The organism is Bacillus sp. JHAA (genome assembly GCF_036961585.1).
In the GTDB taxonomy this organism is placed as follows: Bacteria; Bacillota; Bacilli; order Bacillales; family Bacillaceae; genus Bacillus; species Bacillus velezensis.
Genome location: NZ_JBAMDE010000001.1, coordinates 636,780 through 656,436, shown reverse-complemented (window position 1 = coordinate 656,436; position 19,657 = coordinate 636,780). Strand labels below are relative to the sequence as shown.

23 protein-coding genes and 1 pseudogene are annotated in these 19,657 nt (G+C 44.3%); 13 read left to right on the top strand and 11 right to left on the bottom strand.

The window, feature by feature from the left end:
* Positions 1-21: 21 nt before the first annotated feature.
* Complete coding sequence (locus tag V7728_RS03360; RefSeq protein ID WP_003151042.1) at positions 22-210, bottom strand: 2-hydroxymuconate tautomerase; 189 nt, start codon at positions 208-210, stop codon at positions 22-24.
* A 105-nt stretch (positions 211-315) separates the two neighbouring features.
* Here V7728_RS03360 and V7728_RS03355 point away from each other — a divergent pair, with 105 nt between their 5' ends.
* From V7728_RS03355 to V7728_RS03345, 3 genes are all read left to right on the top strand, one after another.
* On the top strand, positions 316-975 hold the full coding sequence (locus V7728_RS03355; protein ID WP_003151043.1) for a site-2 protease family protein: 660 nt from the start codon (positions 316-318) through the stop codon (positions 973-975).
* A gap of 12 nt (positions 976-987) precedes the next feature.
* Positions 988-1,506 carry a YwhD family protein gene (locus V7728_RS03350; RefSeq protein WP_007614452.1) on the top strand — a complete coding sequence of 173 codons (519 nt, stop codon included), beginning with the start codon at positions 988-990 and terminating at the stop codon, positions 1,504-1,506.
* 143 nt (positions 1,507-1,649) lie between these two features.
* Positions 1,650-2,081, top strand: a complete 432-nt coding sequence (locus tag V7728_RS03345; protein ID WP_012118690.1) for a hypothetical protein — start codon at positions 1,650-1,652, stop codon at positions 2,079-2,081.
* Between the two features lie 24 nt (positions 2,082-2,105).
* Here V7728_RS03345 and V7728_RS03340 read toward each other — a convergent pair whose 3' ends face one another.
* Positions 2,106-4,178 carry a transglycosylase domain-containing protein gene (locus V7728_RS03340; RefSeq protein ID WP_076424675.1) on the bottom strand — a complete coding sequence of 691 codons (2,073 nt, stop codon included), beginning with the start codon at positions 4,176-4,178 and terminating at the stop codon, positions 2,106-2,108.
* 199 nt (positions 4,179-4,377) lie between these two features.
* On the opposite strand from V7728_RS03340, the gene speE reads away from it, so the two are divergent.
* From speE to V7728_RS03325, 3 genes are all read left to right on the top strand, one after another.
* The gene (gene speE, locus V7728_RS03335; RefSeq protein WP_003151052.1) at positions 4,378-5,208 is read left to right on the top strand and encodes a spermidine synthase; all 831 of its coding nucleotides are present in this window, start codon (positions 4,378-4,380) and stop codon (positions 5,206-5,208) included.
* Between the two features lie 58 nt (positions 5,209-5,266).
* The gene (gene speB, locus V7728_RS03330; RefSeq protein WP_007614448.1) at positions 5,267-6,139 is read left to right on the top strand and encodes an agmatinase; all 873 of its coding nucleotides are present in this window, start codon (positions 5,267-5,269) and stop codon (positions 6,137-6,139) included.
* Positions 6,140-6,306: 167 nt separating this feature from the next.
* Positions 6,307-6,525 (top strand): helix-turn-helix transcriptional regulator, encoded by a 219-nt coding sequence (locus V7728_RS03325; protein WP_003151056.1) that lies wholly within the window; start codon positions 6,307-6,309, stop codon positions 6,523-6,525.
* A gap of 590 nt (positions 6,526-7,115) precedes the next feature.
* Here V7728_RS03325 and V7728_RS03320 read toward each other — a convergent pair.
* The 7 genes from V7728_RS03320 to V7728_RS03290 form a co-directional block, all read right to left on the bottom strand.
* On the bottom strand, positions 7,116-7,628 hold the full coding sequence (locus V7728_RS03320) for a stage II sporulation protein M (protein WP_099567170.1): 513 nt from the start codon (positions 7,626-7,628) through the stop codon (positions 7,116-7,118).
* A 43-nt stretch (positions 7,629-7,671) separates the two neighbouring features.
* On the bottom strand, positions 7,672-7,953 hold the full coding sequence (locus V7728_RS03315; RefSeq protein WP_007407643.1) for a hypothetical protein: 282 nt from the start codon (positions 7,951-7,953) through the stop codon (positions 7,672-7,674).
* Between the two features lie 185 nt (positions 7,954-8,138).
* Positions 8,139-8,324 (bottom strand): DUF4177 domain-containing protein, encoded by a 186-nt coding sequence (locus V7728_RS03310; RefSeq protein ID WP_007407642.1) that lies wholly within the window; start codon positions 8,322-8,324, stop codon positions 8,139-8,141.
* Between the two features lie 34 nt (positions 8,325-8,358).
* A complete protein-coding gene (locus V7728_RS03305) occupies positions 8,359-8,562 on the bottom strand; it encodes a hypothetical protein (RefSeq protein WP_099567169.1) in 204 nt (67 codons plus the stop codon).
* Positions 8,563-8,575: 13 nt separating this feature from the next.
* Entirely contained in the window at positions 8,576-8,779 is a 204-nt protein-coding gene (locus V7728_RS03300; RefSeq protein WP_007407640.1) for a helix-turn-helix transcriptional regulator, read from the bottom strand.
* Positions 8,780-8,976: 197 nt separating this feature from the next.
* Positions 8,977-9,096 (bottom strand): PhrC/PhrF family phosphatase-inhibitory pheromone, encoded by a 120-nt coding sequence (locus V7728_RS03295; protein WP_015240778.1) that lies wholly within the window; start codon positions 9,094-9,096, stop codon positions 8,977-8,979.
* Entirely contained in the window at positions 9,080-10,225 is a 1,146-nt protein-coding gene (locus tag V7728_RS03290; RefSeq protein ID WP_015240777.1) for a response regulator aspartate phosphatase, read from the bottom strand. The genes V7728_RS03295 and V7728_RS03290 overlap by 17 nt, the downstream gene beginning before the upstream one ends.
* Positions 10,226-10,455: 230 nt before the next feature.
* Between V7728_RS03290 and V7728_RS03285 the strand changes: the two genes are divergently transcribed.
* Positions 10,456-11,811 (top strand): YncE family protein, encoded by a 1,356-nt coding sequence (locus V7728_RS03285; RefSeq protein WP_015240776.1) that lies wholly within the window; start codon positions 10,456-10,458, stop codon positions 11,809-11,811.
* Between the two features lie 39 nt (positions 11,812-11,850).
* Positions 11,851-13,227 (top strand): YncE family protein, encoded by a 1,377-nt coding sequence (locus tag V7728_RS03280; protein ID WP_309192586.1) that lies wholly within the window; start codon positions 11,851-11,853, stop codon positions 13,225-13,227.
* 11 nt (positions 13,228-13,238) lie between these two features.
* Here the strand turns inward: V7728_RS03280 and V7728_RS03275 are convergent.
* Positions 13,239-13,744, bottom strand: a pseudogene (locus V7728_RS03275) (bacteriocin biosynthesis protein AlbG); the annotation flags it as partial.
* Positions 13,745-13,897: 153 nt separating this feature from the next.
* On the opposite strand from V7728_RS03275, the gene V7728_RS03270 reads away from it, so the two are divergent.
* From V7728_RS03270 to V7728_RS03255, 4 genes are all read left to right on the top strand, one after another.
* On the top strand, positions 13,898-14,326 hold the full coding sequence (locus tag V7728_RS03270; protein ID WP_007407634.1) for a DUF1934 domain-containing protein: 429 nt from the start codon (positions 13,898-13,900) through the stop codon (positions 14,324-14,326).
* A complete protein-coding gene (gene argS, locus V7728_RS03265; RefSeq protein ID WP_014419127.1) occupies positions 14,323-15,993 on the top strand; it encodes an arginine--tRNA ligase in 1,671 nt (556 codons plus the stop codon). Before V7728_RS03270 ends, argS begins: the two co-directional genes overlap by 4 nt.
* Positions 15,994-16,126: 133 nt before the next feature.
* The gene (narK, locus tag V7728_RS03260) at positions 16,127-17,317 is read left to right on the top strand and encodes a nitrate transporter NarK (RefSeq protein ID WP_099567167.1); all 1,191 of its coding nucleotides are present in this window, start codon (positions 16,127-16,129) and stop codon (positions 17,315-17,317) included.
* Positions 17,318-17,414: 97 nt separating this feature from the next.
* On the top strand, positions 17,415-18,131 hold the full coding sequence (locus V7728_RS03255) for a Crp/Fnr family transcriptional regulator (protein ID WP_007407631.1): 717 nt from the start codon (positions 17,415-17,417) through the stop codon (positions 18,129-18,131).
* Between the two features lie 32 nt (positions 18,132-18,163).
* Here the strand turns inward: V7728_RS03255 and V7728_RS03250 are convergent, their stop codons facing one another.
* Positions 18,164-18,883: a YwiC-like family protein gene (locus tag V7728_RS03250; RefSeq protein WP_099567166.1), complete on the bottom strand. Its 720-nt coding sequence runs from the start codon at positions 18,881-18,883 to the stop codon at positions 18,164-18,166.
* A gap of 142 nt (positions 18,884-19,025) precedes the next feature.
* Here V7728_RS03250 and V7728_RS03245 point away from each other — a divergent pair, with 142 nt between their 5' ends.
* On the top strand, positions 19,026-19,502 hold the full coding sequence (locus V7728_RS03245) for a Crp/Fnr family transcriptional regulator (RefSeq protein ID WP_007407629.1): 477 nt from the start codon (positions 19,026-19,028) through the stop codon (positions 19,500-19,502).
* Positions 19,503-19,657: the final 155 nt, after the last annotated feature.

Here is a 19,657-nt window from a genome sequence, read left to right as displayed (position 1 = left end):
AGCGCCGGCCATTATCAAGGATTACTCCGTATCGCTGATCCGTTTGCCGGCGACGGCGTAATGATCCTTTCTCATTTCTTCAATCATGACAATGATCTTTTCTTCGGCTGCGCCTGTCGTTTCTTTTACGGCTTCTGTCACTTTTTCAACCAGATTCCGTTTTTGTTCATCTGTGCGGCCTTCAAGCATTTTAACGGTTACGAGCGGCATGGTGCTGATCCTCCTTTATCGTTTCCTCTCTTTGGAAGAGAGGTCACTTATAGTATACTGAATGAAGGACAATCTTGCATTTTTTAAAAAAGGGGATTTTTACATTTGGACAGATTTTTATATTATCCGCTGGAGCTTATGCCCTATGTCGTGATTACGCTGATTGTGGCATTTACGATGCATGAACTGGCGCACGCGTATGTCGCGTATCGGTTCGGAGACGATACCGCGGCGAGGCAGGGCAGATTAACGCTCAATCCGATTAAACATCTTGATGTTTTCGGAACGATTCTAATTTTGGTCGCGGGTTTCGGCTGGGCCCGTCCGGTGCCGGTGAACCGCCGCGCCTTTAAAAGACCGCGGCTGGCGGGAGTGCTGGTTTCCGTCGCCGGGCCTGTAAGCAACCTGCTTCTTGCCTTTATCGGTTTCTTTTTGCTAGTGTTGATGCATGCTTACGGAATGGAGCTGCTTTCTGCATTCAGCATGGGGCTTGACCGCTTTTTCTCTATTTGGATTCAGCTGAATCTCGCGCTGTGTTTATTCAACCTGCTGCCGCTTCCTCCGCTTGACGGCTACCGGATTATTGAGGATCTCGTGCCGCCGCGGGTGCGCGCCAAAATGACTCAGTTTGAGAGCTACGGGATTATCGTGTTTCTCGTGCTGTTTGTGACACCGGTCGGCTCCTATGTCGTGTGGCCGCTGTTAAGCGAGGGGAGAGACTGGATTCTCAAGGTATTTGCCATTATATTTCAACCGCTTTTGTAGGAGGGTATTTTCATGGAAGAAAAAAAGAAGAAAACAATCGGATTTAATATTATTAAAAGTGATCCGACCGACGGACATGGCGGTTTTGGCGCCGGGGCGCTGAGCCTTGACAATATTTCTCCGGTATTTGTCGATGTGGAAGAGAAGGAAGCCTTCGTTGACATCGGCGCCATGCATGCCCGCAGTGTCGTTGAAAAAGGCATCAAATTCCTGCCGAACAAAGATGAAGTGCCGAACGGAAAACCGTACTGGCTCGTGTGGGTCACCATCGACAGAAAAGAAGAAGGCCCTTATTACGCGGGTGTGACGGCTTGTGAAATGACCGTGGACAGAAGTATCCGCAGAGGCTATAAGTCATTGCCGGAGCATGTGAATTTAATGGATAAATCAATGAAGCGCTGCATTATCGTGGACAAAATGGACGCCAGCTCAAAGCAGGTGCTTGCTGAATTTCTGCAGAAGCATGACCAAGGGCTCTGGGAACGTTCATCCGATGAATTGAAAACAGGACTGCTTCCAAAAGAAAAATAATTTGTGAACTTTTTGTGAACTTTATAAATATTTGCACTATTTTGCAATTGTACTGAGTAAACTGTTGATACAGAATCAGGACATGGAAAGTCCCGAGCCGAACCAAGACTCGGGGTTTTTCATGTTTACGCGGAGGTTTCATCATGTTCACCGTCTTTGAAATCGGGCCATGGGTCATTGAAGCAGATGCGGAGGAAACGAGAAAACAATACGAAAAATCATGGCCTGATCCTTGCGATTGCGGGAGCTGCCGGAACTTTTCCGAGGCGGTGAATCTCCTTCCCGCCGAGAAAACAAGATTGTTTACGCAGTTTGGGATTCGTCCGGCTGTCTGTCACGATTTGGGGGAGCATGGAAAGGAAAACGGCCTGCATCATTATGCGGGCAGCTATCCGATTGTCGGCAGGCTTAGGGAAGGCTGGCCGAATTTTCATATCGAGAGGGCGGGAGATATCCGCTTTTCGTTTTCATTGCCGAGTACAACATTTTTTATACCGAAGGGTTTTCCTGACCCTATTATCCATCTCGACTTTTCACTCTTGCTCCCGTGGGTGCTTGAGGAAGACGCGGATTAAAGCCCGGCGCGCAATGCACCGGGCTCAGTCTTTTTTGCCGAGCCACTTATCCCACCATTTTTTGCGCGGAGCTTCTTTGCGGGCGGGGGCGTGTTCCTTTTCTTTTTTAGAAGGTTCCGGTCCGTAGCACACATCCGCGGGCTCAGTGCCTGCGATGAAATACGTATAATGCTTTGCGGCGCAGCCGGGTCCCGAAGTGTAGCCGGAAGCGGGATCGATATAGACGCCCGTGACGCCCTTCGGCGGTTTAAGCGCTATTTCCGGTTCTCCTTCGAGCGCCTTCTCCATAAAGTCCGCCCAAATCGTCTTCGCATAGCTTTTTTCCTCTACTGAATCAATCGTGCTGCTTTTGTCATAGCCTGTCCATACACCGGCGGCAAGAGCCGGGTTAAAGCCGATCATCCAGCTGTCTGCGCTCGTCGTGCCTGATTTACCGCCATAGGTTCGTGTCAGCCGGTCAGAAATGGTGCGTCCCGTGACGGAAGTATAGCCGTTTAAATCCTGATCAAACATGCCCGTCATCATGCTCGCCGTCACAAAAGCGGCTTTTTTATCAAGCGTCTGCTGATGTCCGCGCGGCTGTTCATACAAGACGTTGCCGGCGGTATCCGTCACTTTTGTGATAAAGGAAGGGGTGATTTGTTTTCCCCCGTTTGCGAGCATCGCGTAGGCATTAACCATCTCAATCGGGCGCACGGGTTCAGTTCCGAGCGCCAGAGACGGAAGGGGCTTTAAATGTTCGCTGATGCCGAATTCCTTTGCCGCCGACACGAGCTTATTCATGCCGAGAAAGAGATGGGTCTTCACGGCATAAATGTTGTCTGATAACGCAAGCGCCTGAAGCAGCGTAATCGGTTTATTGGCGTAGTAGCCGTTGTAATTGCTTGGAGAATAAGTATCTCCGTTGTCGTCAATCTGGAACTCTGTGGCTTCGCTTTTCATCAGCGTGACCGGTGTAAAGCCGCTTTGAATCGCTTTGTAGTACAAAAGCGGCTTGATCGTGGAAGCCGGCTGCCGTTTCGCCTGTGTCGCCCGGTCAAACGGGCTTTTTTCGTAGTCACGTCCGCCGAGAAGCGCAAGCACGCGCCCTGTTGCCGGATCAATCGCGGAAAAGCCGACCTGAATGTCAGAGCCGGTACGGATCGTATGTGCCACAGTGTTTTCCGCAATCCGCTGCATGCGCTTATCAAGCGTCGTATAAACACGCAATCCGCTCGTTGCCAGCTGTTCGCGCGTCATGCCGAGCTTTTTCTCGAGTTCTTTCATCGCATCATCGTAAAAATAAGGCGCCGTTTTCGCCGCGGTTCTGTTTTTCAGCGGCTGATAGGCAAGCGGCGTTTTCTTAAGCCTTTCCGCCTTTTCTTTTGAGATCATTTTTTGGCCGATCATCAGTCGGAGAATGGTTTCCTGGCGCTGTTTGGCCTTCTTTTCGCTGACATATGGCGAATAGCCGGACGGGCCTTTCGGTATGCCCGCCAAAAGCACGGCTTCCGCATCGTTCAGATCTTTGGCGTGTTTGCCGAAATACAGGCGCGAGGCGGCTTCAATTCCATATGCGCCGTGGCCGTAATATATCGTATTTACATAACCTTCTAAAATCTCGTTTTTAGAATAGTTCTGTTCAAGGCGGATCGTGTAAAATGCTTCATTCCATTTTCGTTTCCATGTCTTATCATGCTCAAGGTAGAGATTTCTCGCGTATTGCTGGGTGATGGTGCTTGCGCCCTGAACCTTGGCCATTGCCTTTATGTCAGCCAGCGCGGCGGCGGCCATCCGCCGGTAATCAAAACCGTGGTGATTGTAAAAGTTTTGATCCTCCACCGCTATGGCGGCCTGCACCGCTATCGGATTGATATCTTTTAACCGCACCCAGTAGCGCTTTTCCCCGAAATCGGTCTCACCTAGCTTTGAGCCGTCATTTGCATAAAGAATCGTAGACTGAGGAACCCGGACGGAGGGGGCCCCCTGCCATTTCGCTGCAAGAAGAACGGATGTGAAGCAGACGCCGGCCAGCATTCCGCCGATCAGTGTCAGAAAGATGCAGGCGCGGATGATTTTGAACGTGATTCTGAGCTGTTTTCCAGATACTTTATCCACTTTTGGGAACCCCCTTTTTCATGATTCTATTATTATGTGAAAAAAGGGGGTTTTTTAAACATATCAAACCGGACACTTCTTTACTTTTTCCCCTCCATCCTCTATACTTTTTCCTTAGGTGAAAATGAGATTTTAACCGGAATAAAAGCGATACAGACGCTTACAATAAATGAAATAAGCCTTGAAAGGGAGATGACAATTGAGCGAGCTTTGGTATACGGAGAAGCAGACGAAGAATTTCGGCATTACATTAAAGGTGAAACAAACATTACATACGGAACAGACGGAATTTCAGCATCTGGAAATGGTGGAGACAGAAGAATTCGGCAACATGCTGTTCTTAGACGGAATGGTCATGACTTCTGAAAAAGACGAATTTGTCTATCATGAAATGGTTGCGCACGTCCCGTTATTTACGCACCCGAATCCGGAAAACGTCCTCGTTGTCGGCGGCGGAGACGGCGGTGTCATCAGAGAGATTCTGAAGCACCCAAGCGTAAAAAAAGCGACGCTTGTCGACATTGACGGCAAGGTTATTGAATACTCTAAAAAATTCCTTCCGTCCATTGCGGGCAAGCTTGATGATCCGCGCGTCGACGTGAGAGTCGATGACGGTTTCATGCACATTGCGAAATCAGAGAATGAGTATGATGTCATCATGGTTGATTCAACAGAACCGGTCGGACCGGCCGTCAATCTGTTCTCAAAAGGCTTCTATGCCGGAATTTCCAAGGCGTTAAAAGAAGACGGCATCTTCGTCGCGCAGACGGACAACCCGTGGTTTACACCGGAACTGATTACAAACGTTCAGCGTGACGTGAAAGAAATCTTCCCGATCACCCGCCTGTATACGGCTAATATCCCGACGTACCCGAGCGGCCTGTGGACATTTACGATCGGTTCTAAAAAGTACGATCCGCTTGAAGTGGAGGACAGCCGTTTCTTTGACATCGACACGAAATATTACACGAAAGAGCTTCACAAAGCGGCATTTGTTCTTCCGAAATTTGTGAGCGACTTAATCAAATAAAAACGTACGGCGCAGGAGCGAATCTTGCGCTTTTTTACAGGAAAGCGAGGGTTTTATCATGAGGTTTGATGAAGCATATTCAGGAAAAGTATTTATCGCAAGCCGCCCCGACTGGAAAGAGGCGGACGCCATCCTTTACGGCATGCCGATGGATTGGACGGTCAGCTACCGTCCGGGTTCGCGTTTCGGCCCGGGGAGAATCCGCGAGGTGTCTATCGGTCTTGAAGAATACAGCCCGTATCTCGACCGTGACTTGGCTGATTTGAATTTCTTTGACGCCGGCGACATTCCGCTTCCGTTCGGCAATCCGCAAAGAAGCCTTGATATGATTGAAGAATACGTGGACAGCATTTTAGAAAAAGGAAAGTTCCCGCTCGGCATGGGAGGGGAGCACCTTGTATCATGGCCTGTCATAAAAGCCATGTATAAGAAATTTCCGGACCTTGCCATCATTCATTTTGACGCGCACACCGACCTGCGCACGGATTATGAAGGCGAACCGCTTTCCCACTCTACTCCGATCCGCAAAGCGGCCGAGCTCATCGGGCCGCAAAACGTATTTTCATTCGGCATCCGTTCCGGAATGAAGGAAGAATTTGAATGGGCGAAAGAAAACGGCATGCACATTTCTAAGTTTGAAGTGCTTGAGCCGCTGAAAAAAGTGCTGCCGCAGCTTGCGGGACGCCCTGTTTATGTCACCATCGATATCGACGTTCTTGATCCCGCTCATGCGCCGGGAACGGGCACGGTTGACGCAGGAGGCATCACGTCTAAAGAATTGCTCGCGTCCATCCATGAAATCGCGCGCTCAGAAGTCAATGTAAAAGGCGCTGACCTCGTAGAAGTTGCGCCGGTCTATGACCACTCAGAACAAACCGCAAACACGGCAAGCAAGATGATTCGTGAAATGCTGCTTGGGTTTGTGAAATAAAAGAAAATCCCCCGCTTGAAACATGCGGGGGATTTTTATATTGTATATAAACTACTTAGAAGTTAGTAAAAGCAACATATTATTTTACCATTAATAATTGATGTTATTGATAAAAATTATATAATAGGGTATTATTTAGTAAATACATTTTTAGAAAGGAAGTTAGAATGAAAACAGCAGTAGAAAATGAATTGGAATTAAAAAAGATTGAAATTTCAGTAATTAAACTGATAATTGCTGAAAAACCTAATAAAGAGATCGCTAAGTCATTAAACTACTCGCAGCGTAATGTCGAATATATCATAGCCGGTCTCTGTAAAAAGTGGAATGTGAGTACTAGAGTCGGTATTGTTTCGGAAGCATATAAAAGGAATTGTATACAGTGAACGAAATGAAAGAAAAACCCCTATTGAGGGGGTTTATTTATATATGCTAAAAAAACATTCTATACAGGAATGCCGTAAAAATAAAAACTGAGATTGTCAGGTAGTTCAAATTTGTTCTCCATTTCAGAAGAATAAACAAAAGAAATAAGTATGCAATATTGAACAAATCAAAGATAGAAAAAATCAAATGATTACTTGTGAAAAATAAACTAGTGTTTGGATGTTCCGCGAAAATGTTTTTGAATGATATAAGAAAAAACTTAATTGCGACCGGGATGTTAGAAAACATAAATAGGGAATAAAAGGTTTTAATCTTAATTTGAGCGCCAAGAAAATTTATAATGAGAAATAATACAAATCCTTCAAAAATCACCCCGAACATTAAAAGTAACAGTGCGGCTATCGCAATGATATAATCTAAATGTTTTACTTGCTCAACAACTTGTATAGGGATGTTTTTGGGAATTAAACTTTTCATAAAAGGCAATAGGGAACTTAAATAAAAAGCTAACCCGATAATATAAAACAAAAACGAGGACAAAAAATTAATGTTTCGGTCCTTAAATGAAGATAATTCAATTTGCATAATCCTAAGAGACTCCTTTTATAAAGATAGGTGTAAGAAATGTTTCTAACATAGCTGCTATCATTAAACCGAGAAATATAATACCAATATATTTAAAAGTGAATTTTAAATTTATTTTGAGGAGTAATAAATCCAAAGTTAATTTCATTCCTATAGAAGCTGCAAGAAGCAATACCGGGACTTCAATTATTCCATGGGGTATAACAAGCAGTAAAAGGTTTAAATTGTCTTTGATGTTTCCTATGGCATTTCCTAAAATTAATCCATTAATAATTAAAACTGCAATCGTGCCAAGTGACAGCGTCAACGGGCCTAAAAAAACAAGCAGACTCGCTACTTTAATATTATTAAAGAAAATCTGAAAAAAATCCGGACGGATATTTCGATTTAGATTATTTACATTTGTAGCGGGATCTGTATAAAAATATGCTGTAAATAAAGCAATTAAAAATAAGATCAGACAGAGTATGTACAATTTGACTAAAACGTTCTTTTTAAACAAAGTATTTTCATCCATTCGTTTAAGGGACTGCCAGGGATATTGAATTTAATGTTTTATATTAAGCTGCTGCTGTACTTGCTGCAGCCAATTGTTCTAAAACGGCTAATGGCAAGCCTGCACCAAGAGATCCTAAAACAGTAATGATAGCCAGGACTGAACCCGTTGCAGTGATAGCACTGACAATCCAACTAGGAGCTATTATTCCAGCTCTGTTTAAAATATCGATGACATCCATGCTTAAATGATTATGTTTTATACTGAAAAGAGCGAGAACAATGATTCCTGATGCTACTAATGTAAAAATCGCTTTACTATTTTGTGTTTTTAAAAGTAGACTCATTTTTTCCTCCAATTTTTTCAATATCCCCAGCAAGTTAAATAATAAAATATATTGGAAGCTATTTGAATTGCGGATTTCCGAAAAAATATTTAAGAGGTGAAATCCGTTAAGGTATCTGCTGGCTTATTTCAGTACAAAGAAAGCCGGACCATATGTATGATCCGGCTTTCTTTGTACTGAAACATTTATACTTTTTTTTCAAGAATAATATCAAAATAATCGGCTGCCCCATAACCTGAAATAGGAGGAGCAAATATTTGAACCAGCTTCCATCCTTGCTGCGAATACTTTTCAATAATTTCTTTATAGTCTTCTTTAGGCTTTCCTTTCCATCGGTTTACTTCTACTTTTATGAACTTATATTCGTACATTGCTGTATAATCCTCCGGAAGTGTATTGGAATTGTTACCTTGTTTTTCGATTATGATAAACTTGAATCCATAAATAGAGCGCGCAGCCTATTAAAAGTATTGGAAATTGCCATCCTGTATTTCCGTTTTTAAAATAATCTATTAATGACCATATCAGTAAAGCGACAGTATAAAAACTAAATGTTATTCTGGCGGCTATACCCGATTGGTGTTTTTGCATCTCATCCATTTTCTTCATAAGAACCGCTCCCTTACTTTTTTTTGGCGTTATAGTTGAATACTTTATCTATTCCCGTATTTAATGCGTGAGCTATCGAAAAAGCCAGACTTAAAGTCGGGTCATATTTATTATTTTCAATTGCATTGATGGTTTGCCTGGTCACATTGCAGAGCTTAGCCAGATCATTTTGTGAAATATCAGCTGCTGTTCTAAGTTTTTTAATATTGTTATCCACTAAAACCCTCCTTAAATATTTTTGTTTTTATTTTAAATTTTCAAATTTATATATATTTATTTTAAATAATATATGTATATGTGTCAAATACTTTTTACACATTTGAATTTTAAGGTATACTTTTTGTTTTTGCAAATTAGTTGTTTATATAAAAAACGGCTTGCAGTTTAACCTGCAAGCCTAAAAGTAATCATCATTTAAATCATTCCGCGCTGAGCAACTTCAAATTGATGTTTCGGTGCACTTGCGATGTCGGCTGAAACAAAAACAGTGCTTATTGCCAAGCAAGTAAGTGCTAATTTATACTTCAATTTCATACAACTTCACACCTCCTTGAATCTGCTGTCTTGTTTCTTCCACCTTTAAAAAATATGCGGAAGCCTTCTCGAAATTTTCTCTTTCATGATAATATTTTGCCACATCTAAGGCAAAATCTTCAAGATCAGCATACATCGATTTATCTCTGAGAAAGTCAAAACATTCCATGATTGCTTCTTCATCAGGCTCACCGACATACAAAGATTCCAAAAATTCATACTCGACTATATATAGGGAATCTTCTGCCTCCTCTGCATAAGATACCCCTTTGTCATGATATTGTCTGGCTATGGCCATATTTCCGATTTTATAATGTATTTGTGTGATTAAGAAATAGGCTTGCGGGAGAGAAGTGATGATGTTCCCATCTTCAAAAACAGCTATTGCCCGTTTTATGTAATCAATGGCTGGTTTGTAATTTTCTTGGCTGTTAAAACAAAGTCCGATATTATATAGAGTCCGGCCCATTAATTGTGGCTGCTGTTCTGCCTCTGCCATGGCATAAGCCTTTTTAAAATGCTGAATTGCTTCATCATATTGCTTTAAGTCAAGAAAGTTGGTAGCGAACAATGAATGGCACTGAAGCACCCTTATATTATATGCCTCCTGCTTATGATAAATTTCATAAGCCTGCCGGGCATAATCCATAGAAAAATATGTCTGTTTCATATAATAGTAGGACTCTGACATCTTAAAATAAAATTCAGCTTTCTCGATACAATCTTTGACAAAATCAAGCTTATATTCAGCTTTCTTAAAAAACTGAATCGCTGAAAGATATTCACGGCATTCCAGCTCATACATCCCCCGGAAAAAATTAAAATAATAATCAAGACGTCCGGTCAGCCGGGCCTGCTTTTTATCAATATCCGCGAGCAGATCCGATAGTCTCGGCTGTTCTTCTATCCGCTGCGATTCCAGCGGTTCGAGGTATTCGAGCATCAGATTGTGGCGGAATTCCATGAGAGAATAGTATAGATGAAGATCCTGATCATCTTCCAGACCTGCAAGTTCTTCTTTGATTTCTCTCCGCAAGTACTCGGCGTCCGGGATGCTGAACCTTCGAATGTACATATACCATTCGTTGATTTTTTCTCCAACCGCTGAAGATGATAAAACACTCGCCACTATTCCCAATCCCTCCCTTCCACGTTATGTATATGACATATTTTATCATTTTCATTCGGAAGGATAGCGCAAAAATACCGCAATGTTTTCTTTCGTTAAAACCGCATGTCTGCGGATATCATTTCAAAAATCCACTATTATCCCCACAATTTGTACAAGCAAACAAATACACCTTCCCATATTCTGTTGTATCTGCGTGAGCAGTGTATGTCTGAAAAGGAAGTGAAGATATGAGAAATAACAAGCTTTCCTTTAAAGAAAAAGCAGGAGCCGCACAAGAAGAATGTTTATGTTTTTGCGAGGAAGAAGCAAGCCGTGAAGCGATGTTTCAAGCGCCGATTGAATTGCCTGAGGGGTTTGTTGTTGATCCGGCTGAAGCTGTTGCAAACGTGACGTGGAATGCAGACAGCCTTTCTTGTGTCATTGAACGCTGTTTCATTGAGACGGGGCCAGAGCCTGATGAAATCGGTGTTCAATTCGCAGTGCGCCTGCAGGGAACTGTTACGCTTCTCGTCAGTGTCTCACCAGTGCGAAATCAATATGGACAAGGGAACGGGTCTGTTTCTGTCATCCGCAATGCAGAGATTGACCAAGTCGTCTATTATTCTGATGAACCCGATGATTGCCCGGATGTCAGTGACATTACGATCGAGAACCTTATTGTCGTTCCGCCATTCTATGGCAGTCCTTTATCGGTGACGGGCACGATTGTGTTTGTTCCTGAGCCGGAACCCGTTTATGCGTTTACAGCGAATCCAAATGATCAATCAGTTTCTGTGATTGATACAAACACTCATACTGTTGTGACAACGATTGCTCTACCGTACCGGCCGACAGGTATTGAAATAACTCCGGATAAAAGCGCTGTGTTTGTTTTGCACTTCAACAATAATGTGATTTCTGTCATCGATTATGACACTTTAACAGTGACAGCATCCATACTGCTGGATCAGCCGCCTGGATCGATAAAATGCATCCCAAATCATGAGTTTGCTTATGTTCTCGGCGATACTGCGATTTATGTGATTGGAATTGATACGTTAACTGTGGATAGGTCGATTCCTGTGGAAGGATTTGATTTTGCAATTGATCCCAATGGGTTATTCGCCTATGTTCTTGATTTTGGTTTAGTGCAAAAAGTGGACCTATTCACCGGTGAAGTCACAGGAACGATTGAACGAGAGCTTATCGTATCATCCATAGAAACAAATTGGCCGGAGCGGTATGCGTATGTCTTAGAACAAGAATTCTTATTCAATTATTTGACGGTTATTGACTTAAATACGTTTACGATCAGCATTACCCAAGAGCTGGAGCCTGATGGCCAATATGTAATGTTTACGAGTGGATCAGAGGTGTATTTACATGACAGCTTCACTGGCAATTTATATGCTGTCAGTCCGAATGGTGCAGGCGTTATAGGAAATGTTCCGCAATCGGCAAGAGACTTTGCGTTTACTCCGAATGGCGAATTTCTGTATGCTGCTCATTTTTTAGAGCAGAACATCACTGTTTACAACACGGATGATTATTCTGTGGAGACTGTGATATCTCTTGGGGTTTCACCGGGAGATATTGTGATTTAACCAACTGCATGCTGTACATTTCTAAAAGGACGTGAATTCATGAAAAAGAATGATCTGTCTGCTTTACAGGAAAATTGTTTCTGTTTTTGTGATGAGGAAATTAGCAGAGAAGCGCCGTTTCAAGTGCCGATTGACATTCCCGAGGGGTTCACCATTGATTCTGCCGAAGCAGCTGCGACGGTTACATGGAGTACTGCTCATTTATTATGTATCAGTGAGCCTTGCTTAATCCAGACTGGGCCGGAACCAGAAGATATCGGTGTTCGATATGCCGTGAGAGTAAAAGGGACCGTTACGCTTCTTGTCAGTGTGTCGCCTGTACGAAATCAATATGGACAAGGGGACGGGTCTGTTTCTGTGATTCATACTGAAGAGATTGATCAAGTTGTTTATTATGCAGCGCAGTCTGGCCGCTGTCCTGATTTCAGTCAAATAACAGTGGAAGATCTTCTCATTGTACCGCCTTTCTACGGCAGTCCGCTTACGGTGACCGGGACGCTTGTTTTACCGCCACCGCCAGACCCTCAATCGTATGTGTTTACAGCCAATTCAGGAGACAGCACGGTTTCGGTTATTGATTCAGATTTAAACACTGTTGTAAAAACAATCCCTTTTTCTCACGTGCCAACTAATCTAGGCGTTACTTTCGATAAAGCTTTCACGTATGTCCTCCATGGGAATACCAACCTTGTCTCAGTGCTAGATAATAAAACATTAACCATCATAAATACCATCACTGTTGGAGGAGGGCCGAGAAAGGTTGAATTTGATTCAACAGATGAGTTCGCGTACGTGATGGCCGCCGGATCTATATATATGATCAACATGGCCTCTCAATCGGTCATTGATGTCATTCCGATACCCGGCGCTTTAGACTTTGCTCTTGATCCGAATGGACAGTATGTCTATACCGCTAATGGAAGCAGTTGGTCGGTTGATAAATATGATGTAAATACTGGGCAGTTGGTAGAAAGTATCATAGATACATTTGAATTTCCCAGTTTCATTGCCACTCCTTACGCTGGGAATTTTGCGTATGTGTTGAATGGTGAGCTGCTGCCGAAAGGTGTAACGGAGATCAGTTTGTCACCATTAAGCAGGGGAGGCGACTTCAACCGTTTATTTGAAACGCTGAGGACGATTGTATTTTCTCGCGATAGCACTAGGGCTTATTTTCTAGAGCCATATAGTGAACCGTTTCTCATTAATAACTTATACGTAGTTAATACGGCTGGACAGAGGATCATTGCAAACGTGTCTCTGCCCGGCGCCTTTGACCTCGCCGTAACACCTGATAATCAGTACATTTATGCAGCACAGCCCGGCGACAATACCGTAACCGTGTACCGCACGAGTGATTATACAGCCATGACGGTGATTCCGGTTGGGACTGGTCCGTCAGCGATTGCGATGTAGCTTATTTCACAGTTGAGAGAAGCAGAGCTGCGATAAAAAAATCGTTTATAAATAAATGAGCCGATCTGCTGGATGGCAGCCAGGATGATTAAAAACAGCAGTTCACTTATGGCGAAACTGAGCATCCGCCAAACCCCGGCTCCTGTCAGCGCTCCCGCATGCCCTTTTTTGAACAGGCTGACATGCTGGAAAAGCTGCAGCAAGTACGTCCGCATAAAATACAATAAATACAAAATCAGAACACCGCGAGTCCCATTGATACGGCAAGGGGCGTGTGAAAGCGGAAAGGGACGGCTTTGACGATTTCGAACACGCAGCCGAATATGATGACTTGGCATAATACAGCAGCAATCACGTGTGTTTGGCGGACGTTTTTATAGCTGTCACGCAGCGCTTTGACATCGTTGGCATTTCTGCTGCACAATCTATGTTGCTGGAAGTCGCAGCAGCTTCGATGAGACTGTGTGAGTTTCTGAAAAGCTGCTGTCATGTTTTTTACGGATTGGGTGACATAGTGATATGATTTTCTCTTCTCATAAGGAACTGCTTTTTATGAGGTTTATCTTCAAATCTAATGAGCAATGATGGTAAGATAGAAGCAGTTGAAGTTTACAAGCTGAATGATTATACTATTCAAGTCAAAGTGGAATGATGAAAAGGACGTGTCAAAATGAAGCAAGAGACACCGATAACACTCCATGTGAAGTCTGTGATCGAGGATGACGGAAATGATGAAGTCATCGAATTCCGTACTACCGGATTTTACTATGTAAAACAACAAAAAGTGTATCTATCTTATTATGAAGAACACGACCTAGGCAAAGTAAAAACGATTGTGAAGGTGAGCGAAGGCGAAGTCCTGATCATGAGGTCAGGCGCTGTTAAAATGAATCAGCGTTTCATAACGGGAGCTTCCACAATTGCGAAATATAAAATGTCATTTGGTGAGCTTGAGCTGGAAACAAGCACAAAATCGATTCAATCTGATCTCGGTGAAGAAAAAGGCCGAATCAGCATCGCATATGACATGCATGTCGGAGACGGGCAGCAGCATTTACATAATATGACGATCACGTATGAGGGAGGAACTCACGCATGAACATTGCGGAACAAATGAAGGACGTGCTGAAGGAAGAAATCAAAGCGGCCGTTCTGAAAGCGGGCCTGGCGGAAGAAAGCCAGATTCCAAGCGTACTGTTAGAAACGCCGAAAGAAAAAACACACGGTGATTATTCCACAAACATGGCGATGCAGCTGGCGAGAATCGCAAAAAAAGCGCCGCGCCAAATCGCTGAGGAGATCGTGGCGTCATTTGATAAAGGCAAAGCTTCCATTGAAAAGATGGATATTGCGGGACCTGGCTTTATCAACTTTTACATGAACAACAGCTACTTAACAAAACTGATTCCGTCCGTGCTTGAAGCGGGTGAACATTACGGAGAGACAAACATCGGACAAGGCGAAAAGATTCAGGTCGAATTCGTATCAGCCAACCCGACGGGAGATCTTCACTTAGGCCATGCGCGCGGCGCGGCGGTAGGTGACGCGCTGTGCAGCGTTCTTTCTAAAGCGGGCTATGATGTGAGCCGCGAGTACTATATTAATGATGCGGGCAACCAGATTAACAACCTGGCGCTTTCCGTTGAAGTCCGTTATTTTGAAGCGCTCGGTCTCGAGAAACCGATGCCGGAAGACGGCTACCGCGGCGAGGATATTATCGCCATCGGGAAAAAGCTTGCCGAAGATTTCGGCGACCGTTTCGTACATGAAGAGGAGAGCGAACGTCAGGCGTTTTTCCGTGAATACGGCTTAAAGTACGAGCTTGATAAACTTCGCTCCGACCTGGAAAATTTCCGCGTGCCGTTTGACGTATGGTATTCTGAAACGTCACTGTACGAAAACGGAAAAATTGATCAGGCGCTTGAGGCGCTTCGCGAAAAGGGCCATGTATACGAAGAGGACGGCGCGACATGGTTCCGCTCCACAACGTTCGGCGACGATAAAGACCGTGTGCTGATCAAAAAAGACGGCTCATACACTTATTTGCTGCCGGATATCGCATACCATAAAGACAAACTTGACCGCGGATTCGACAAGCTCATCAATGTATGGGGCGCGGATCACCACGGGTATATTCCGCGTATGAAAGCGGCAATTGAAGCGCTCGGTTACAAGAAAGGCACATTGGAAGTTGAGATCATTCAGCTCGTTCATTTATACAAAAACGGCGAAAAAATGAAGATGAGCAAACGTACGGGGAAAGCCGTAACGATGCGCGACTTGATTGAAGAAGTCGGCTTGGATGCCGTGCGTTATTTCTTCGCGATGCGCAGTGCTGATACGCACATGGATTTTGACTTGGATCTTGCCGTATCCACATCTAACGAAAACCCTGTGTATTATGCACAATACGCACATGCACGTATTTGCAGCATGCTTCGCCAAGGGGAGGAGCAGGGACTTAAACCGGCGGCAGATCTTGATTTCAGCCATATTCAATCAGAAAAAGAATATGACCTGCTGAAAACGATCGGCGGCTTCCCTGAGGCAGTGGCAGAAGCGGCGGAAAAACGCATTCCTCACCGTGTCACAAACTATATTTATGATCTGGCTTCCGCTCTGCACAGCTTCTACAATGCGGAGAAAGTCATCGATCCGGAAAATAAAGAGAAGAGCCGCGCGCGTCTCGCTTTAATGAAGGCGACGCAAATTACGCTGAACAATGCGCTTCAGCTGATCGGCGTATCCGCTCCGGAAAAAATGTAATGATGATCAAAGGACAAAGTCTTCGGGCTTTGTTCTTTTTTTGTATATAAAGCGTGTGATGTAATTCACAATCCCGCACACTGAGTTTTTGTATGATAAGACTGATATTGAATCAGTGAAAGGGGCAAGCCGAATGATCAATCGTCAACATATTCAATTATCGTTGCAGTCATTAAGCTTAGTGGCAGGGTTTATGGTGTGGGTGCTGATTTCATCGCTCATTTCTCAAATGACATCAGATATTCATTTAAGCAAAGGCGAAATTTCATTGGTGACGGCGATTCCCGTTATTCTCGGATCGCTTCTCCGTATTCCTTTAGGATATTTAACGAACAGGTATGGCGCGCGGCTGATGTTTATGATCAGCTTCATCCTGCTTTTGTTTCCTGTATTTTGGATCAGTATCGCGGATTCTTTATTTGATTTAATCGCGGGCGGCTTTTTCTTAGGGATCGGGGGAGCGGTATTCTCCATCGGAGTGACGTCCCTCCCGAAATATTATCCGAAAGAAAAGCACGGTGTCGTCAATGGGATTTACGGTGCCGGAAACATCGGCACCGCCGTTACTACCTTTGCGGCGCCGGTTATCGCTCAAGCCGCGGGATGGAAAGCAACCGTGCAGATGTATCTTGTTTTGCTGGCTGTTTTCGCATTACTGCACGTTTTGTTCGGCGACCGGCATGAGAAGAAAGTCAAAGTTTCCATAAAGACACAAATGAAAGCCGTTTACCGAAATCATGTGCTGTGGATGTTGAGCCTGTTTTATTTTATTACGTTCGGCGCCTTTGTCGCCTTTACCATCTATCTTCCGAATTTTTTGGTTGAGCATTTTGGGCTGAGCCCTGCGGACGCCGGTCTGCGGACGGCCGGCTTTATTGCGGTCTCTACGCTGCTCAGGCCTGTGGGAGGGTTTCTTGCAGATAAACTGAGCCCGCTCCGTATTCTGATGTTCGTTTTCGCAGGGCTTACGCTGTCAGGGGTCATGCTGTCATTCTCCCCGACGATCGGCCTTTATGCGTTTGGATCGCTGACGGTGGCAGTCTGCTCAGGGATTGGAAACGGAACGGTATTTAAACTGGTGCCTTTCTATTTTTCGAAGCAAGCGGGAATTGCCAACGGGATTGTGTCTGCTATGGGCGGACTGGGCGGTTTTTTCCCTCCGCTGATTCTGGCAAGTGTATTTCAGGCAACAGGCCAATACGCGATCGGGTTTATGGCGCTTTCAGAGGCCGCGTTAGCCAGCTTTGTTCTTGTGATCTGGATGTATTGGCAGGAAAGAATGAAAACACATACGGAGAGAAACAGTCAGAGCCTCAATTCATAATGATCCATTCACAAGATTGTTAGTTTTTTCTGGGTGAGTGCAAATCAAGTCACGTTACAATATACATACGCAACGTGACTTTCTTCGAGGTGAGCTCATGAATATTCTCTCTGTCCGAAAATCCGATAAAGAACTTCTTTCCCGCGAACTGCATGAATTGCTGGAATCGATCAGTACGAAAAGGAAAATGAAAAAACACACTTATTTGTTTCAAGAAGGAATGGATGCAAAAGAGCTTTATCTGATTCAGTCAGGACTCATTGAAATCGGCAAGCTGACATCTGACGGAAAAGACCTGACGCTTAGAATCTGCCAAAAAAACGATATTGTCGGGGAATTGACGCTATTCACAGATGAGCCGAGATATATGCTCAGTGCGAAAGTGTTAGAGGATGGCGAGGTGCTCGTCATTAATAAAAACAAGCTGGAAAAGGAATTGATCCAAAACGGTGTTTTGACGTTTGAATTTATGAAATGGATGAGCACCCATCTTCGAAAAATCCAGTCCAAGATCAGGGACCTGCTTCTTCACGGCAAAAAGGGGGCGCTCTATTCCACCCTTATCCGCTTATCAAACAGCTACGGGGTGGAACGAAGCGACGGGATTCTGATTAACATTGTGCTGACAAATCAGGATTTGGCTAAGTTTTGCGCGGCGGCAAGGGAGAGCGTCAACCGCATGCTGGGAGACCTCCGCAAACAAGGGGTTATTTCGATAGACGAAACCGGAAAAATTATTTTGCACAAGCGGGACTATTTACGATGCGAGATCGAGTGTGAAAATTGTCCGCTGGAGATCTGCAATATTGACTGAAAAAAAACAAGGGCAGCCGGTGTCCTTGTTTTTCAGCTTGTGATACATATACACATGACGGCGAAAAAGAAGCCGGCATTTACGATTTCCAGAATGCCGATCGTTTTCACCGGCCAGTCTCTTCCGTGAAAAAACCAGGCCCGCAGACTGCTTGGGATAAAAGCGAGAAACGCCCAGCCTGCCCCGAGAAAAGCCGATAAAATGGGGAGCAAGAGGTGATATCCCCACGACCAGTATGCAAAGGTTCTGTTTTTTCTCTCCCGTATGACCGATTTCACATAAAAAGAACTCCCGACAAAAAATAAAGCGGATTGCAAGAATAGAAACCAGGCCCAGCCGTCAAGGATTCCCGTTCCCAGCCAGCAGCTCGCAAGCCCGCCTGAACAAAAGAACAGAACACCCGCAATATCATTCGTGAGCGCCCGTTCGTTTTTTCGGCGGGCATAATGCGTATGTATGAGAAACAGCGGCAATAAAAAAACGCCGATCCAGACGAGCTGCGGCTTATGATAGACAGAAATGATCAAAAAGCAGCAGGCCGGAAAACCGTAATACCATATCCACTTTTGATAGGGCTGAAGCTGTTTCTTTTTCAAAGCGAGCGAAACGGGATAAACCGCTAAGTAAAGGAACAGCCAGCCCAGAAAGAGCGGAACATGCCAGAAAACCGGGCCTCCCTTGACCATGCCGAGTAAAAATGGAATCAGCAGCATCGCCCATGCGCCGTGCTGCTTCGGAATCATCGCCTTCATCGAAACCCTCCTTTTTATTTCATTATAAGTACATACACTCTCCTGATAAGTGACTTTTATCATACAAGCTGTGAAATACATCACTGCCGCGCGGGCTCAATCGGGCTACACTAAAGCTATCCTTAGCACAGGAGGCTTTCCTATGAATCAGTGTGACTATTTATTATTTCTGAAACAACTTCCTATGTTTAATGAAGTGCCTCTGTCCATTGTCGAAACCTTGCTGAAAAACGGGACGTTTATCCGCGGCTCATCTGACCAATCTCCATCCTTTCTTCATTCACAATCCGTTTATATTGTATTAAAAGGCAATATCCGTTTTACGGACAGCAGGCTCCCTGAAGGGTCGCAAACCGTTGCGCTGTGGGAAAAAGGCGATGTGTTTCCGATTGATGAAAAAGGCGGGCTCTCTTTATCGCCTTTTATCTCAGTCAATGCCTCACCGGATATCCTGGTACTCCATATTCCATATTCCGTATTTAAGCAAATGATGTCTTACCATCCGCGGCTGCAAATGAACTTTTTGGCGATGCTTCAGCAAAATGTCTTCTGTTCCTATCAGTTGTTTTTGCGGTATCTGCATACATCACGGGATGAAAACGCCGAACCCGGTTCTTAAACAGAACCGGTTTTTTTTGATGACGCCGGGCGTCCCCATATCGTTTGAAAATCCTTCCTGCTGCTCTGTGTGAACGTTTTGTGAAAAAAGCAGAGTGTGTGACATAGTTCACAAGGAAACGCGCCGTCTCTGTTTATAGTGTACATAGCATCACC

Excerpts from the sequence above, each read along its gene's own strand:
- V7728_RS03345 (WP_012118690.1), top strand. The coding sequence starts at position 1,650 with ATGTTCACCGTCTTTGAAATCGGGCCATGGGTCATTGAAGCAGATGCG.
- V7728_RS03295 (WP_015240778.1), bottom strand. The coding sequence starts at position 9,096 with ATGAAATTGAAGTATAAATTAGCACTTACTTGCTTGGCAATAAGCACT.
- V7728_RS03325 (WP_003151056.1), top strand. The coding sequence starts at position 6,307 with ATGAAAACAGCAGTAGAAAATGAATTGGAATTAAAAAAGATTGAAATT.
- V7728_RS03310 (WP_007407642.1), bottom strand. The coding sequence starts at position 8,324 with ATGTACGAATATAAGTTCATAAAAGTAGAAGTAAACCGATGGAAAGGA.
- V7728_RS03350 (WP_007614452.1), top strand. The coding sequence starts at position 988 with ATGGAAGAAAAAAAGAAGAAAACAATCGGATTTAATATTATTAAAAGT.
- argS (WP_014419127.1), top strand. The coding sequence starts at position 14,323 with ATGAACATTGCGGAACAAATGAAGGACGTGCTGAAGGAAGAAATCAAA.
- V7728_RS03280 (WP_309192586.1), top strand. The coding sequence starts at position 11,851 with ATGAAAAAGAATGATCTGTCTGCTTTACAGGAAAATTGTTTCTGTTTT.
- V7728_RS03245 (WP_007407629.1), top strand. The coding sequence starts at position 19,026 with ATGAATCAGTGTGACTATTTATTATTTCTGAAACAACTTCCTATGTTT.
- V7728_RS03250 (WP_099567166.1), bottom strand. The coding sequence starts at position 18,883 with ATGAAGGCGATGATTCCGAAGCAGCACGGCGCATGGGCGATGCTGCTG.
- narK (WP_099567167.1), top strand. The coding sequence starts at position 16,127 with ATGATCAATCGTCAACATATTCAATTATCGTTGCAGTCATTAAGCTTA.
- V7728_RS03360 (WP_003151042.1), bottom strand. The coding sequence starts at position 210 with ATGCCGCTCGTAACCGTTAAAATGCTTGAAGGCCGCACAGATGAACAA.
- V7728_RS03315 (WP_007407643.1), bottom strand. The coding sequence starts at position 7,953 with ATGAGTCTACTTTTAAAAACACAAAATAGTAAAGCGATTTTTACATTA.
- V7728_RS03255 (WP_007407631.1), top strand. The coding sequence starts at position 17,415 with ATGAATATTCTCTCTGTCCGAAAATCCGATAAAGAACTTCTTTCCCGC.
- V7728_RS03270 (WP_007407634.1), top strand. The coding sequence starts at position 13,898 with ATGAAGCAAGAGACACCGATAACACTCCATGTGAAGTCTGTGATCGAG.
- speB (WP_007614448.1), top strand. The coding sequence starts at position 5,267 with ATGAGGTTTGATGAAGCATATTCAGGAAAAGTATTTATCGCAAGCCGC.
- V7728_RS03285 (WP_015240776.1), top strand. The coding sequence starts at position 10,456 with ATGAGAAATAACAAGCTTTCCTTTAAAGAAAAAGCAGGAGCCGCACAA.
- V7728_RS03305 (WP_099567169.1), bottom strand. The coding sequence starts at position 8,562 with ATGAAGAAAATGGATGAGATGCAAAAACACCAATCGGGTATAGCCGCC.
- V7728_RS03320 (WP_099567170.1), bottom strand. The coding sequence starts at position 7,628 with ATGGATGAAAATACTTTGTTTAAAAAGAACGTTTTAGTCAAATTGTAC.